Consider the following 15897-nt stretch of genomic DNA (forward strand, 5'->3'; position numbering starts at 1 on the left):
TATGTATTTTAAAAAATATTTAAGTCTAATTTTAATTTTAAAGAATATATAACTTTAATTCATTATAACATATTTAAAGTTTAATCTTTTTGCATAATTTAATAAAAACGATTTATATTTACTAATTAAATTAATTTTTATATTTATTTAAAAATAATAACAAAAACAGTTATATAAGTTAGATTAATATAAGCATAGAAAATGGGCGTTTTTCTATGGTTGCTATTACTTTTCATTTTTATAAAATTTAATCTTACTATGTAATTAATTTTAAATTATTTTCAGTTATAATAATAAATATAAAAGTAATTAATAAGGAGTTGTGGGATAATGACAATTGAATTAAATTCAATTCATAATGAAACTTCTTTAGAAAACATAGAGAAACAAAAACAAAAATTTACAAACATAATTGCATTATGGAATCGTGATTATATAATTGAAGCTGAATTTAAAAAAGAAAATAATGAAAGAAAAGATACATATACATATGAGGGATTTTCTGATGAAGAGATATTATATTACTACTTGAACCGGCAAAAACATTTTGATCAAGAGAAACGTATCAAAGATGCTTCTAGAACTCTATATGCACGTGATCTAAGTCAGTTTTACTTCTTTGTCAAACAAAGTACGGATTTTTTGCAGAAAGATGTAACAGATTTTGAAGTTGGACAAGTCTGGAGGAATTTAAGAAGACGGCATATCCGTAATTATCAAAAATGGCTATCCCAGGAGGCAATCTCTTATCAATCAAAAGAAAAATACAAATCATCTACAATTAGTAGAAAACTTGGTGTAATCCGTTCCTATTTGAAATGGCTATATGAAATTCAATTTATCCAGGAGCCACTTCATGTAGAAATCTTAAGTACGACGGTGAATAACCAACATAAACCTAAGCGTGAGTTATCCTATGAAGAAGTAAAGCAGCTGCTAAACTACTACAAGGATAATGAAATTAATTATGCGTTATTGTCAGTCCTTGCTACTACAGGGTTACGTGTTGCAGAGGTGGCCCATGCAATGTGGGAAGATCTTGAATATGACGATTTACGTGGACGTTACTATTTAACAGTGGATACAAAGGGAGATAATGAACGGATTGTTTCTATTAATAAAGAGATTTTTAATCGGATTATTTCATTTCGGATCCGTAGGAGATTACCTATAGATGTAGGAAATAAAAATGGTGGGACTATTTTTCAAACGAAAAAACATACTGCTTATAGGGAAAATTATTTATCACAATATATTTCTAAGATTATAAAGGATACCGAGTTATCCTTTACGGAGAATATACGAATTACCCCCCACTTCTTTAGACATTTTTATGTACAGTATTTATATGATTACAAAGGACTCGCACCTCATGTAATCGCTGCCGCAGTTGGTCATAAAAATGATAGGACGACTAAAGAAAATTATTTGAAACAACGATTAACGAAAGATAATGATGCAGGTAATTTAATTAATGAAGAGGAATTTTAATGTGTAATAAATACACATTAATTAATAGAAATATTGTGTATTATAAGTTGTTTATTTGTACACACCCCAAAAAAAGAACCCAACTAATAGGTTCTTTTTTGGTTGCTGATTATTTTTGTTCTAAAATACGTTTAACCTCACCTATGCCTAATTTACTGGCTTTAGCAATTGTTTCAAGTGGGACACCAAGTTCATGCATACCTTTAATCATCTGTATTTTTCCTTGCTGAACCCCTTCTTGAATTCCTTCTTTTTTTCCCTCATTACGAGCATGAGCAAACTTTGCAGCCTCATCCATTAAGGCCTTTTCTCTTGCTTCATATGCTTGACGGAAAGAAGAATCTTGGCTCATACGTTCCCAATTATTCATTGCTTTTTGTAAAATCGGATCTTGATTCATGGCAATGTCCTCCAATGTTTGTGTGAGGTGCTCATCTTCATTCGCTGGTAATAATAATAACCAACGAACAAACGAGTCTTCCCACGGATTAACTTTCTCTTCACGCCATTGCTGTAGTAACTTTGGAATCTCTACAATATGAACTTCTATATCGTCACTTAATAACTTTTATTGCTGCTGACTCCAAAGGATTCCTATTGTATGAAATTGCTCGAAAAGAAAAAGAAAGAGCTAAGTGAATACAAAGCGATTTATATGATTAAAGATTACTTTTCGTTACTGTTTCAAGCGATAGCCGTTGGCACAGAAGAACTTTTAAAAATTCTGCATCGCCTTTATAAGTTGCTCAAAAAGAACGGTCGTAAATGTCATAGGTATAAGAAGATGACCGTCTTTGATATTCTAGGGATTGTGTATAAAACAACGGTGAAGCATAGACACGCTGCCTAGCGAAAAAATCGCGTTTAAATAGGCTTTTTTAGCATGCCTACTTTTTTCATTTGCTAGTTTTGAAACAAGGGTCATTATGTATTTAGTAATTTACTTGGTTAGCTTGATGGGCATGTGGCGGTACACCTAATAGAAAGTTTCGTCAAAATATAAAATATTTTTCGTTATTCAAGCGAATGCTACCTTGTAAAGATCATGCGAACAAGGTATGTGGTATCCTTGTCATTTTTAGAAGTATACAGGTTCTTTAGACAACTATACGATATTGTAAAAAGTTATCATGCACAATTATGAAAGCATTATTAATTTACTTTCAATCATTTATGAAAAAGTTCCCTTTTTTAAATAACATAAAAGAAAAATATAACTATAGGTACAACTGAGCACAAGGATATTTCGCATATGAGACAAATGGCGTAGAAACTACTGGTGCCATCCAATCATCAATTAATAGTTAGACAATTATGATTCAGGAAGACGATTTCCTGAATTACAAAAGGAGAGAAATATCACTATGTCTACAATAAATTCAGATGTAAGCATGACGAAAACTCAGAAATATAGTGCCAAGAAAGCAGTCCCTGTTACCTTACTGTTATTTCTATTATGTTTGGTAATTGAAAATTCATTTAAGATTATTTCTGTTGATATGGCAAAGGATTTTCAAATTTCAGCGACAACAGTTAGCTGGCAAGCAACATTAGCTGGCCTTGTGATTGGAATTGGAGCTGTCGTTTACGCAGCTTTAGCGGATTCTGTTAGTATTAGAAAACTTCTTAGCATTGGGATCATTTTAATCTGTGTCGGTTCAGTCATGGGATATATTTTTCAACACTCGTTTTTACTAGTTGTTATCTCACGAATTATCCAAACTTCGGGTTTAGCATCAGCTGAAACGTTATATGTCATATTTGTCACAAAACATTTACCTATAGAGGAGCAAAAGAAATTTTTAGGATTTAGTACAAGTAGTTTTGCTCTTTCACAGCTTATTGGTGCATTAACTGGAGGTTATGTTTCAACATATTTCCATTGGACAAACCTATTTTTACTATCTTTAGTAACACTTTTCACTCTTCCTTTTATTTTAAAATATTTCCCTAAGGAGGAAGCGAAAAATAGTAATGTGGATGTATTAGGATTATTTCTAGTTGGAATTATTTCAGCTTCCCTACTATTATATATTACAGATTTCAATTGGCTTTACCTGATTTTATTTATTGTTGCAATTACCTTGTTCCTTACATATATCAGTAAGAAATCAACAGCTTTTATTGGCATCTCATTCTTCCAAAATAAGCAGTTTATCTCATTACTTGGTGTTGCGTTTATCATTTACTCTGTACAACTAGCATATATTTTCCTATTTCCATTCTTGCTTGAAAAGATTTATGGTTTTAAGCTAGATACGATTTCACTTTTATTGATTCCAGGTTATATAGCAGCGACTATAGTTGGGGCTCTTTCCGGAAAAATTGCGAAGGTTATGGGAAGCAAGCAATGTATTACACTCGCTATGTGTAGCATTATGATCAGCTTGCTATTAGGTGGATTCTTTATCAAAACTTCTGTTGTTGTATTCGTAATATCTATGGTTTTATTTTCCAGTTCATTTGCATTCATGTATGCACCATTACTTAATTCTTGCATTTGTACAATCGAGAAAGAAAAAACCGGAACATCAATCGGATTTTATAACTTAACACTGAATGTCGCGATGTCAATCGGAATTGCCTACACAGCTGCGATGATGGACCATTCCACAATGAAAAAAAGCTTCCTAGGAATGAACAATGCGGATGCTTCCATGTTTAGTAATATCCTATTCATTCTCGTACTGATTGTCTTTTTCAGCTTATCGCTGTATTGGATATTAGTAGGACGAAAAGCGACAAAGTAGGTTTACAAAAAACTTTAAATTATTTATGTTAGAACCCTAAGATTAGGGTTCTTTTTTTATGGTAAGATTTTGGCTTTTTTTAAATAAATCTTCACATGTAGTATGTAAGGAGATTATCTCAGGGATTATTTACAAATAGTAGGAGGAATGTTTCACGCTTACATAAAAAGACACCTTCAATATTTGAAGGTGCTTTTTAATTCACTGCAACAATACAATAAAATGCAATAAGTTGCTATTATTTTAATACCTTTCTAAATTTGCGACCAATAGTAAGTACCATACCTGCAAGAACCATCAATATACCCATTGCTGCACTGTTATTTGTACTTGTACCCGTTTTTGGAAGCTCTTTATATGTATCTTCTTTTTTATCGGAAGTACTAATGTTTGAGATATTATTGTTATCAGTATCAGTGCTATTGCTGTTGTTAGTACCATTACTGCCATTATCAAGGCTATTACCATTGTTGGTGTTATTATTATCAGAACCATTACCGTTGTTAGTATTGTTATTGCCATTATCAGAATCGTTATTGTTGCCTAAACCATTATTTGCGTTATCAGAACCGTTACCATTGTCCTTATCTTTCACAACCACCTTTTGTGTCATAATTGCTTCATTACCGCCTGAGTCACGAACAAGGAATTTTACTTCGTAAGTACCAGCTTTAGATGTATCTACTTCACCAAAATGTACTACTTTTTTAGTAAGATCGCCGTCTTCTTTATCAATAGCTTTAACCCCAGACATTGGATCGAATGAATCGCCTACATTCATATTCACTTCAGCGGGTACAGTTAATACTGGTGCTTCATCTTTTAACTCTTCTGTCTCTTTAACCGTTACCGTTTGTTCCGCAGTTGCTTTATGACCTTTAGAATCTTTAACTGTGTAAGTTAAAACATATGTACCCGGTTTAATAGTATCCACTTTACCTTCAACTGTTACTTTATCAGTAAGGTCGCCGTCTTCTTTATCAGTAGCGGATACTCCTGTCACTGGGTCGAATGAACCGCCTACATTCATTGTTTCTCCACCAGGTACTGTTAATTTCGGTTCCATATCTGGAGTTTCTCTGTTTTCTTCTACAATTACAGTCTGTGTAGCTGTTGCATTAACCTCTTGAGAATCGACAACCCAATACTCTACAATGTATTTACCCGGTTTAGCCGTATCTACATTGCCTTTATGCTTGACTTTTTCTGTTAAATTGCCCTCTTCTTTATCTGACGCCGATACTCCTGTCATTGGGTCAAACGTATCCCCTATATGTAACGTAGTTGTAAATGGTACTTTTAACAATGGAGCTTGGTTTTCCGAAGGTTTTCCTGCCGTTTTAACAATTACAGTACGTAATTTAATTACTCGATGACCTTTAGAATCCTCTACAACATACTTGATTTTATAAGTACCATCTTTATCAGTACCTTGGTCTCCGCTATATGTTACTTTAGAAGTGATATCACCATCTTCTTTATCGATAGCTTTAACCCCACTCATTGGGTCGAATCTATCTCCAACTGTTAATACTGTTTCCTCCTGTACTGTTAACTCTGGCTCTTGGTCTTCGGCAGGTTTTTCTTTAACTGTTATAGTTTGTGTTTGAGTTGCCAAATGACCTGCAGAATCTTTAACAGTGTATTTAATCATGTAAGTGCCAGGTGTATTTGTATCTACATCACCTTCATATTTTACTTCCGGTGTAATGTCACCATCTTCTTTATCAATAGCGGATACTCCTGCCATTGGATCGAATTGATCTCCTTCAATAATTGTAGTTTCTGAAGGTACTTTTAGTTCGGGTGCCTCATCTTTTGTTTCTTCTTTCTTTTTAACCGTTACTGTTTGTTTCGCAGTTACTTTCTGATCTTTAGAGTCTTTAACTGTGTAAGTTAACTCGTAATTACCTGCTTTAGACGTATCTACTTTACCTTCAACTGTTACTTTATCAGTAAGGTCTCCGTCTTCTTTATCTGTAGCGGATACTCCTGCCATTGGATTGAATGAATCGCCTACATTCATTGTTGCTCCATCAGGTACCGTTAATTTCGGTTCCGTATCTTGAGTTTCTCCGTTTTCTTCTACAATCACAGGTTTAGAATCAGTTGCTTCCCAAATAGGAGCAGTTAGAATTGGATAGTTCAAAGATTCTATTTTTTGTCTTATTTCTGGCGTAGCGATTAGCCCCCATTGATCGAAAAATGGAAGTAAATTTTTCTGTGCAACCTTAGAAGTGTTATAAATGAAATTTTGTATTTTCTCGTCATTGGTTTTAGGAAGTTCTTCTTTCGGGATTGCACGGTATAATTGATGTAATTTTGGATAAAATTCTTCTCTAAAAGCTAAGTCTAATTGCCAAAACATAACCAATTTCACAAAAACATCATCAATTTTATTATAGTCTTTTTCGGATTGGGGCTTATTTAAATAAGTAAATGCTTTTTGATATACTCCATCCTTTTCTAATCTCGATGGCAGTCCATAAGCACGTTGGACAGACATACTATAAATGTTATTCGTTACTTCGCCTAAGCCATTCCACGTCCAAGGATTTGGTTGTCTTTGATGTCCCATTTCATGCCAAGGACCCCAACCGTCTTTTGTAAACTGATTTATATCTAAAACAACTTGTATTGCATCTTTAACATACGCTGTTCTATAAGTGTATGCGTACATATAATATGAAGAATGATTGTCTTCTACAAAATGAACGTAATGCTTATCAGCTTCTTCTTCTGATAAACCTGCAACACGATCTTCAAGCCTAATCGATTCATCTATTTTCTTTAATAGTTCGACAGGATCTGTATTCGAACCAATTAAATATTTTTTCACTCGTTCAGGGCTTGCCGTTATTAATGAGCGTTCTCCTTTTAATTCAACCGCATGAGCATTAGGATATGTATCTAGCATATTGATTAAATCTTGTTTTGTATGCTTACCTAATTCAAAAAAAGGTACAGGTACTCCGCCTGTTTTAACCTCAGCTTGTACTGATCCACCGTTTTGTTGATTATAAAAATAAATCATTCCACCGTTTGGTGACTCGATTGTATTTTCTCCTGGATTTAAAGTAAATGATTTTACGAGGTTATCTTGATTCCATGCACCATCGTATGAGTACGTTCCTATATACGCTTTTATATTTTGTGTCCCTTCTACTTTAATTGTTATTTTTTCATTCGGACCTGCATATAACCCTGTTGGTTCATATGGACTGAAACTAAATTGGCGTCTTTCCTTATCTTTAATTTGATTTACATCACCCTTGCCAATAACATGGAAAATTCGTTCAGCAGGTACTTGGTTTTCAATCGATTGTTCTTGTGTTTCAGCATGAATAGTCATACTATTCGTCATGACAGGTGTTACTAAAGTTGTTGTCAAAATAACAGAACTTGCAATTACTTTTAATGGATTTTGCAACATTTTAAATCCCCTTTTTTATATAATAGGTTCATAGAATAACATATTCTACCGATAGTTTTACAGGTTTTATTAAATCTTATATTTATAATGTTTATTGATTTTCTTAATATAAATATAATAGTAAAAAAGTAAAAAAGCGGAAGAAGATGAACTATAATATTAATTCAAGTTCTGTTGCAAAGTTTTTTAAAGATTAAATCAATCTAATAAACGGTTGTACATTTTATCGTTTTCCGACAGAAGACTCCTTCCTCAAAAATGTGAAGGGGTAAAGCACCAATTTTAGGTGGGAGATGAATGTCGGTTGGCATAAGCCAACCTGTTTGCTATCATTTACTTGTACAGATTGCTCTTCGAAAACTGAAGATATGAGGTTGGTTGCAGAAAAACGTTGCAACTGTAAAATCTTCAACGTTCTATCGCCCCACGCTTGCCGAAGTTGCGAGAACCAAGCTAAAGTAGGTAGTGTGTGAGTCAACGTACAAGATACTTATGTTTTCACCGTAGGGACTACGGGTAGAGCCTGCTAAGATAACCGGTGGATACATCGGTGTTCACAGGAATCTCCACTTCAAACAGTCCGTAAGGACGTTAAGTGGTGAGTAGTTCAAGCTGTAGTTTTTGAATAAAGTTTAATTAATTTAACTTAATAAACCTTGATAAAAGAACAAATAGAAAAAGTGTGTCTTGAAAAAATTTTGATCAAAACACGCTTTTTCTATATTCAATTGATACATCCTTTTATAAAAAAGATTGATTATTTTTGTCTGCTATTTTCAACAAACTTATGAGTATGTAAATGCTAGGAAGTCCTCCTCAAAGTGGCTATTGTGAAAAAGAATGCAATATATTGAAACAATGTTAGTAAGAATTCCTCTGATATCAGTCAATTTGTCTCTGTCGAAGGTGACAACATACAAATATGTTCAAATCTCATCAATTTCTTGCACCAAAAACGCCTCTATTTATTCCCTTTCAAATTGAAAACATCTTGATTGATCATTTGATGGAAATATCTATCCATTTCTACTGCTGATACACTTTTTCTATTATTAATTTGAGCGCACTTATATTCATGCTTATCAACTGAGCATTGATAGCTGACATCTTTTTCAGGGGCACATTTATGTGAAACTTCAAAATCTTAAAATGATAGGCATGCGGCGAGCCACCTATCATTTTACTATTCCTTAATATAAAAATTCTTTGTTTTTACAAATAATACTCAAATATTTTGGCAACCTTTTCTTTCATTTTTTCTTTTATAGATAATTGATTGACGTCAGAGGATGTTACCCTCTTTGAATTTTGTAAGTCTTCATCAATGACTGGCTTTATTTTCGAAATATAGATAGGATCTTGGATATAACAGTTCATTTCTTCATTTAAATGAAATGAGCGCGAATCAAAATTCACGGTCCCAACCATCAATACTTTTTTATCAATCAAAAATACTTTACCGTGTAACACCCCATTTTTATAACCATATACCTCTATTCCTTGTGTTAATGCTTTTCGGATATATGGATACGCTGCTTCTTTAACTAACAGTGCATCTGAATGAGGTGAGAACAGAATTTTGACATGGACTCCCCTCTTTCTTGCATCTACTAATGCCTTCCAAATGGTTTTGTCTTTTGGTATAAAATAAGGAGTTAATATAATAATGGATTCTTTTGCTTGTTGAAACAGCATTGCATAATCTTGCCCAAGTTTTTCTCCGCTATAATATGCAGTAAATCGATGCGAGATTGCTCCCTTTTCCTTTACCGCATTGTGTATAGGAATCGGTTTCTCTGAATTTTTCTTCCAGTCTAATACAAATTGGTGTTCTAAATCTTGAACTCCTTCTCCTCGTATTTGAAGATGATAATCTCTCCAATAACCAAGTTTTTCTTTTTCTCCCAAATACTTCTTTCCGATGTTGAATCCGCCAATGTACCCAATCTTTCCATCAATAACTGAAATACGACGATGATTCCGGTGATCCAAAGAAGAAAAAAGATAAGGGAAAGCAGGTTTATTGTAATATGTAAAATGAACTCCTTTTTTAACTAATAATTCTCTTTCCTTTTTCTTTAATAAAATTCCACCTAACCTGTCCAATGCATAGTATACTTCTACACCTTCTTGACTTTTCTTCCGCAACAGCTCTAGAAACTGATGACTTACTTTATCATCAGCAATAGAAAAAAAGTTAATATGTACGTAGTGCTTTGCCTTCTCTATATCTGAGAATAATTGATGGTTTAACTGCTTTCCATCTGTATACATAGTAATATCACTTTGACGAATAGGGTATTGACTAGGTTGCTGGCCAAATTGCCCACTTTTTTCGGCTATTGTTCTGTCAATTTCACCCCAAACAAAGCAGAACATCCACCGATAAATAAAAAGAGGAGCACTCGAAAAATTTTCCCTATCTTTTTCAGCATTTTTAATCTCCTTTATATATGATCGTCTTATTTCTGTTAGTTTTTGTAATTGAGACAAAACTATTCCATGCATCTATAAGCTAAAAAAATCCTCCTTTGAATGATTAACTATAAAATGCCTCATTCGCATAACCCTTAAATTGGAAATCTTACTATGGTAACAAAGTAGGCATTCTATATTTTGAAGTACATTTACAAGGAGGAATATTACATGACAGTAAGTACTAAACTTAAACAAACTATTGCTGGATTAAAGAGTGCTCAAGCATGCCTAGAAGGCTTTGTTCTTGATACTGATAACAAGCAAGCAAAACAATTATATATAGGTGCAGCACAACAAACTCAAGAAATTATTGAATCTTTAAATCCTCGACTTGAGCAAATTGAACAGGAAGAGCCTCAGTACAAGTAAAAACATAACACCTTTCACGTACAATCTCGTTCATATGGAAGCGTGCTGAGATTAAATAACAATTATCAAAATGATGATTACAATTAATAGGTCTCACCGTATCACTATTAAGATTAGAGAAACAAATGTCCCAAAACAAAAAAATGTACATCTTCGTCTGGAGATGTACATTTTTCGTGTTATGTTTGTTATAAAATCCTTAAATTGAGACTGTTTCTTCATTAATCATTCCCACTATTTATTTTATAGAAGAAATTAAAGTAAATAAAAAATGCCTAATTGTATATCTAAATAGCAAGATACCACCACATATCTCATTAACTAAAAAAAATAAGCTGACCTTTCAAAGAAATTACCTGTAAAAAAGAAAAATTTTATTTAGGGGGTATATCAAAAACTTAGCTTGATGGTGATGTGGCGGTGCCCCATCGCTATCAAGCTAAGCTCATGTAACGTCAATGATAAGCGCGATTGTTTCTTTTTTTCGAAAGTCTATATGTAGGTGCTTTAAAGATTTGCATACGAAATAAACCCTAACGGGTTTCCTTTTTTGAATTAAGCCGCTTGATTATCAGACATGGTACAATTGTAAACGACACCTAATATATCAAAGACTGTTTTCTTCTCATATCGATGAGATTTTCGCCCGTTTTGCTGTAGAAGATTGAATAGGCGATATAGAACCTTTGATAGTCCTTGGGTGTCTTTCTGTATAGCTTGGAAAAGAAGAAGAAAATAATCTCTAATCATATATATAGCCTTATACTCACTCAGTTCTCGTTTCTTTTTCATAAGAAGTAATTGACGCATTTGAAACATGATAGAAGAACAGAGTAGAATGGCAATCAATTGTCCATACAAATGGCACTCCCATCTTTCTGGTTTTATCTTTTTACACTGATGAATTTGAAAGAATGACTTCCACGTTTTAAATAAAATTTCGATTTGCCAGCGTAAAGAATACCAATCATGTACTTGTCCCATCGGGACAATATCTGTAGGTGTGTTTGTCATATATACATTGATGCCACTGAGTCGTTTACTACGAGTAGAATACTTCATTCCTTTCTTTTTTTCTCTTACAGTTTGATCTTGTAATCGTTTTTGTTGTTGTTCTTTGGTTAGTCGATGAACAATCACACGGGTTGGTACTTTATCAGTCATTCCTACATAAGCGTTGGATATTTCACATGTTTGTCCTGGTTGAAGAGAGTTCATATTATACGGCTACAGTAATAGCTGTAAAAAATTCAATTGTTACCTCTATTTGAAAAATAGCTCAAAAAAAGAACCCGACTAATAGGTTCTTTTTTGTTACTGTTTATTTTTGTTTTAAAATACGTTCAACCTCATGTATGTCTAATTTACTGGCTTTAGCAATTGTTTCAAGTGGGACACCAAGTTCATGCATACCTTTGATCATCTGTATTTTCCCTTGCTGAATTCCTTCTTTTTTTCCCTCATTACGAGCATGAGCAAACTTTGCAGCCTCATCCATTAAGGCTTTTTCTCTTGCTTCATATGCTTGACGGAAAGAAGAATCTTGACTCATATGTTCCCACTTATTTATTGCTTTTTGTAAAATCGGATCTTGGTTCATGGCAATGTCCTCCAATGTTTGTGTGAGATACTCATCTTCATTCGCTGGTAATAATAATAACCAACGAACAAAAGAATCTTCCCACGGATTAACTTTCTCTTCGCGCCATTGCTGTAGTAACTTTGGAATCTCTACAATATGAACTTCTATATCGTCACTTAATAGCTTTTGTTGTTGCTGATTCCAAAGGATTCCTGTTGTATGAAATGCTTCATATTCTGGAAACATCACAAAGTTTAACAAGTTAATGGTAATCGTTTTATGAAGTGAGCTATAAGGCATTCCTTTTTGCAATTGAGAGGTGTATAGCCTTCCCCAATAATACAAGCTTCGTTTGATCATATCGTGATTGTTATTCAATTGTATTTCTACATTTACCTTTGTTCCTGTATTTAATGTAGTTGAAATATCTAAAATGGATAATTTATCTTCTTCATATTCTCGATGCAAATGTGGATCTTCTAATTGCAGGGAAACAATAGGTGATTCTAAAGAATCTTTTAATATGGCATTTAAAAAAGCAACTAAAATATCTTCATTCCCATTTGTGCCAAATAACTGCTTAAATGCAAAATCGATACGTAAATTTACTAATGAATTGGACATGATTCTCCTCTTCCTGTTTCAGACTATATCTTTCCCTTTATTGTACATAAAACTAAAGCCAACATGCAAACAATCCTTATGATTTATATAGAGGATGCATACAGATCTACACGATAGATTCTCGAAGATGATTTGGGATCACCATATCATTTTGAGAAAATGGTACGCTAAGGAATTTATCGTTTTCCGACAGAAAACTCCTTCCTCAAAAATGTGAAGGTGTGAAACACCAATTTTAGGTGGGACATGAATGTCGGTTGGCATAAGCCAACATATTTGCTACCATATACTTGTACAGATTGCTCTTCGAAAACTGAAGATATGAGGTTGGTTGCAGAAAAACGTTGCAACCGTAAAATCTTCAACGTTCTATCGCCCCACGCTTGCCGAAGTTGCGAAAACCAAGCTAAAGTAGGGAGTGTGGTGAGTCAACGTACAAGATACTTATGTTCCCACCGTAGGGACTACGGGTAGAGCCTGCTAAGATAACCGGTGGATACATCGGTGTTCGCAGGAATCTCACACTTCAAACAGTCCGTAAGGACGTTAAGTGGTGAGTAGTTCAAAACCGCAACTAACCTTGATAAGTTGTATTTTTAAGGATTATGCAGTTTTCTACTTTTGTTCTTCTTTAAATTGTAGTGCCCAATCCGGTGTATACTCCTCAATAACAACGAGTCTTAATCCCCCTTATGTATTTTGCGATTGAACATAATATCAAATTTAGATGAGTAAAGCTACTTCAAATGAATAGAATCCACTCTTTAGGAATACATAAAATATATACGTACAAGTTTAGTCTAATCACTACATCATTAGTGAAAGTAGGATTCTATAAATTTTGGAGGAAGACATATGCAAAAAAAGGTTCTTCTGTTTACAGATTTGGGAATTGATGATGCATTTGCTATGCTGTACACTTTTTTTCGTAAAGATATTCAACTTGTAGGGATTGTAGCCGATTATGGAAATGTATCAAGAGAAAATGTAATAAGAAATATTAACTATTTGAAGTACATAGCGGGAAAAAAAGAGATACCTGTATTCCTTGGTGCTTCTGTACCGTTGACAGGTATATTGGTTCACTATTTCCCTGAGGTACATGGAAAAGTCGGATTAGGACCTATCATTCCCCCTGAAATTTCTTATCCAGTTTATCCTTTAAATGATATTTATCAAATTATACATTCAAATTTAGAAGACCTTACAATTATCAATTTGGGAAGACTTTCTTCGCTAGCTACGACCTTTGTATTGAATTTAGAAACAATGCGTAACGTAAGAGAATGCATTTGCATGGGCGGAGCTTTTTTCTATCCAGGTAACGTGACTGCCGTGGCTGAAGCTAACTTTTACGCAGATCCTTATGCAGCAAATTTAATTCTGCAGCATGCGAAGAACTTAACAATTATCCCATTAAATGTAACTCAACATGCGATTGTTACACCCGAAATGGTCCAGCAAATCGATGCATTTCATCGGGATACACAGGATCTTGCAGGACTCATCATCAAACCTATGTTAGACTATTATTATAATTTCTACTCCAAGTCTAATCCTGGTATAAGCGGAAGCCCTATGCATGATTTTGTAACAGTGTGGTATTTGCTGAATCAAGAGGCTGTTAGCCTTTCAAGAGTACCCATTAAAGTTATTCCTGATCAAGGAGAAGGATTTGGTCAAAGCATTGCAGACTTTCGTTTTGTTACTAATCCAGGCTATAAAACACATAATGTAGCTTTTCAGTTTGATTATGAAAGATTCCAGAAGGATATTATGGAAACATTCTTAAAGAAAAGAGTGTAACATACTTTATTAACTTCAAATAATACAGATTATGTGAATGAAAAGTCACTTCACTTAACGTACAGGAATTCGAATTTTTTAGGTTAAAATTCGCTTAGCATACAAAAATTCCGAAATGTTGGCTGTACTTATATTAGAAAAATACCATGTAAAAATTCATAAATAAAAACTAGTAACAAAGCATCTTGATGTTTATGAGATGCTTTGTTACTAGTTTCTCTCTCCCTAATCTCCTGCGAGACCATGTTTTTTATTGAAATTTTCCATATCTTATTTGATTTATTTATTCTGTAACACCAGATTGGGTTACCTTTACATCAGCTGTTACACGAAAATGTAAATGTTTATAGGATTCTTCCCATTCTTGACTGTTCCATTTTCTTACGTGAGTTCTACCAAGTTTTCTAAGTCCTATAGGATCTGTGCCTTTTTTAATAAATCTCTTTATCAATGTAGTTGCTTTTTTTTCTATTTCTGTTTCCATAATTTTTTCTAATTTTTTTATTTCTTTAGGATTATCTAGATTTTTTGTTTTTGTAAATTCTTGAATTTCAGCTTTAACTTGAATATGAGCATTTACGAATGGATGCTTGCTATTCCCCTCCATCTTATATTTTGTTCTAGCCTTTATATTCTCTATCGTGGCGTAAGTATTTGAAGAACCAGGTAGTTTGAATTGGTATGTGCCTTGTTTAAAAGTATCTGTCAACAATTTAAATACAAATAAATCTTTAGGTTTCACTGTATCAACCATTTTACATCTTTTAAAAAGTGCTATTCCATTTAACTCCAACACGTTATCTTTTTTAGATATCATCGGTAAATATGAATCTCTCGCATCATCATCAAGTTGGTTTAAAAACATAAAAAAATTTGTTTTTGGTTGCGTTCCATTGTCCATATTTTGCTCCAGTAAAGAAGATAGATAGGAAGCAATTTCTTTTTCTTTAGAATAGTTCCCCTTTAATAGTGATTCACCTTTTACATTTGTAATTGCTAAATAAATTGCATTTCCTACACTGGGATTTCGGTTCAAAGTCTCTAAAATTTCCTGCATTCCCTTTTCAATTATTTTTTCATTAAATATAATAACACGCAATTGACCTAACTCTAGAGGTCCAGAAGATTTTTCGGATGCTCTTGCAAGAACTTCTCTACCAGTCTGGCCTGATGCTGAATAGATTTTCGTTTCACCTTCCCCGCCTCCTTTATAAGCTGCAATCGCAAAGGTTCCTTTTAGCTTACCTTCTGCTTCAGTATCATATGCCGCAACTTGAACTAAATCAATGTCATCCACGATTTTCGTTTTAGCACAACCTATTGAGAAGACACTTAATATAAGGAAAAGTATCCATCGCTTCATG

General features: G+C 33.6%; 8 protein-coding genes and 3 pseudogenes. 5 read left to right on the forward strand and 6 right to left on the reverse strand.

Features of this window, described 5'->3' with window-relative positions:
• Window positions 1-330: 330 nt before the first annotated feature.
• Window positions 331-1491: a tyrosine-type recombinase/integrase gene (locus ACUN26_RS28085; RefSeq protein ID WP_000151323.1), complete on the forward strand. Its 1161-nt coding sequence runs from the start codon at window positions 331-333 to the stop codon at window positions 1489-1491.
• Window positions 1492-1600: 109 nt separating this feature from the next.
• On the opposite strand, the pseudogene ACUN26_RS28090 reads toward ACUN26_RS28085, so the two are convergent.
• Window positions 1601-2107: pseudogene (locus tag ACUN26_RS28090) on the reverse strand (Rpn family recombination-promoting nuclease/putative transposase); the annotation flags it as partial.
• Between ACUN26_RS28090 and ACUN26_RS28095 the strand changes: the two are divergent.
• Window positions 2099-2341, forward strand: a pseudogene (locus tag ACUN26_RS28095) (IS4 family transposase); the annotation flags it as partial. The pseudogenes ACUN26_RS28090 and ACUN26_RS28095 sit on opposite strands and share 9 nt — an antisense overlap.
• Before the next feature lie 514 nt (window positions 2342-2855).
• On the forward strand, window positions 2856-4241 hold the full coding sequence (locus ACUN26_RS28100) for an MFS transporter (protein WP_000104322.1): 1386 nt from the start codon (window positions 2856-2858) through the stop codon (window positions 4239-4241).
• A gap of 238 nt (window positions 4242-4479) precedes the next feature.
• Here the strand turns inward: ACUN26_RS28100 and ACUN26_RS28105 are convergent, their stop codons facing one another.
• Both ACUN26_RS28105 and ACUN26_RS28110 read right to left on the reverse strand, forming a co-directional pair.
• Window positions 4480-7674, reverse strand: a complete 3195-nt coding sequence (locus ACUN26_RS28105; protein ID WP_000941128.1) for an immunoglobulin-like domain-containing protein — start codon at window positions 7672-7674, stop codon at window positions 4480-4482.
• Window positions 7675-8886: 1212 nt separating this feature from the next.
• Window positions 8887-10182 carry a phospholipase D-like domain-containing protein gene (locus ACUN26_RS28110; protein ID WP_241753813.1) on the reverse strand — a complete coding sequence of 432 codons (1296 nt, stop codon included), beginning with the start codon at window positions 10180-10182 and terminating at the stop codon, window positions 8887-8889.
• A 138-nt stretch (window positions 10183-10320) separates the two neighbouring features.
• Between ACUN26_RS28110 and ACUN26_RS28115 the strand changes: the two genes are divergently transcribed.
• Window positions 10321-10521, forward strand: a complete 201-nt coding sequence (locus ACUN26_RS28115) for a DUF1657 domain-containing protein (RefSeq protein WP_000218930.1) — start codon at window positions 10321-10323, stop codon at window positions 10519-10521.
• A gap of 555 nt (window positions 10522-11076) precedes the next feature.
• Here the strand turns inward: ACUN26_RS28115 and ACUN26_RS28120 are convergent.
• Both ACUN26_RS28120 and ACUN26_RS28125 read right to left on the reverse strand, forming a co-directional pair.
• Window positions 11077-11739, reverse strand: a pseudogene (locus tag ACUN26_RS28120) (IS4 family transposase); the annotation flags it as partial.
• Window positions 11740-11842: 103 nt separating this feature from the next.
• Window positions 11843-12727, reverse strand: coding sequence for an Rpn family recombination-promoting nuclease/putative transposase (locus tag ACUN26_RS28125; RefSeq protein ID WP_000071782.1), 885 nt, complete (start codon window positions 12725-12727; stop codon window positions 11843-11845).
• Window positions 12728-13582: 855 nt separating this feature from the next.
• Here ACUN26_RS28125 and ACUN26_RS28130 point away from each other — a divergent pair.
• A complete protein-coding gene (locus tag ACUN26_RS28130) occupies window positions 13583-14533 on the forward strand; it encodes a nucleoside hydrolase (RefSeq protein ID WP_001170301.1) in 951 nt (316 codons plus the stop codon).
• Between the two features lie 283 nt (window positions 14534-14816).
• Here ACUN26_RS28130 and ACUN26_RS28135 read toward each other — a convergent pair whose 3' ends face one another.
• The gene (locus ACUN26_RS28135) at window positions 14817-15896 is read right to left on the reverse strand and encodes a Ger(x)C family spore germination protein (RefSeq protein WP_000832867.1); all 1080 of its coding nucleotides are present in this window, start codon (window positions 15894-15896) and stop codon (window positions 14817-14819) included.
• Between the last annotated feature and the right edge of the window lies 1 nt (window position 15897).

It is taken from the genome of Bacillus sp. WC2503, from assembly GCF_052682895.1.

Coding starts and splice junctions, on each gene's coding strand:
- ACUN26_RS28100 (WP_000104322.1), top strand. CDS start 2,856: ATGTCTACAATAAATTCAGATGTAAGCATGACGAAAACTCAGAAATAT.
- ACUN26_RS28135 (WP_000832867.1), bottom strand. CDS start 15,896: ATGAAGCGATGGATACTTTTCCTTATATTAAGTGTCTTCTCAATAGGT.
- ACUN26_RS28105 (WP_000941128.1), bottom strand. CDS start 7,674: ATGTTGCAAAATCCATTAAAAGTAATTGCAAGTTCTGTTATTTTGACA.
- ACUN26_RS28110 (WP_241753813.1), bottom strand. CDS start 10,182: ATGCATGGAATAGTTTTGTCTCAATTACAAAAACTAACAGAAATAAGA.
- ACUN26_RS28130 (WP_001170301.1), top strand. CDS start 13,583: ATGCAAAAAAAGGTTCTTCTGTTTACAGATTTGGGAATTGATGATGCA.
- ACUN26_RS28085 (WP_000151323.1), top strand. CDS start 331: ATGACAATTGAATTAAATTCAATTCATAATGAAACTTCTTTAGAAAAC.
- ACUN26_RS28115 (WP_000218930.1), top strand. CDS start 10,321: ATGACAGTAAGTACTAAACTTAAACAAACTATTGCTGGATTAAAGAGT.
- ACUN26_RS28125 (WP_000071782.1), bottom strand. CDS start 12,727: ATGTCCAATTCATTAGTAAATTTACGTATCGATTTTGCATTTAAGCAG.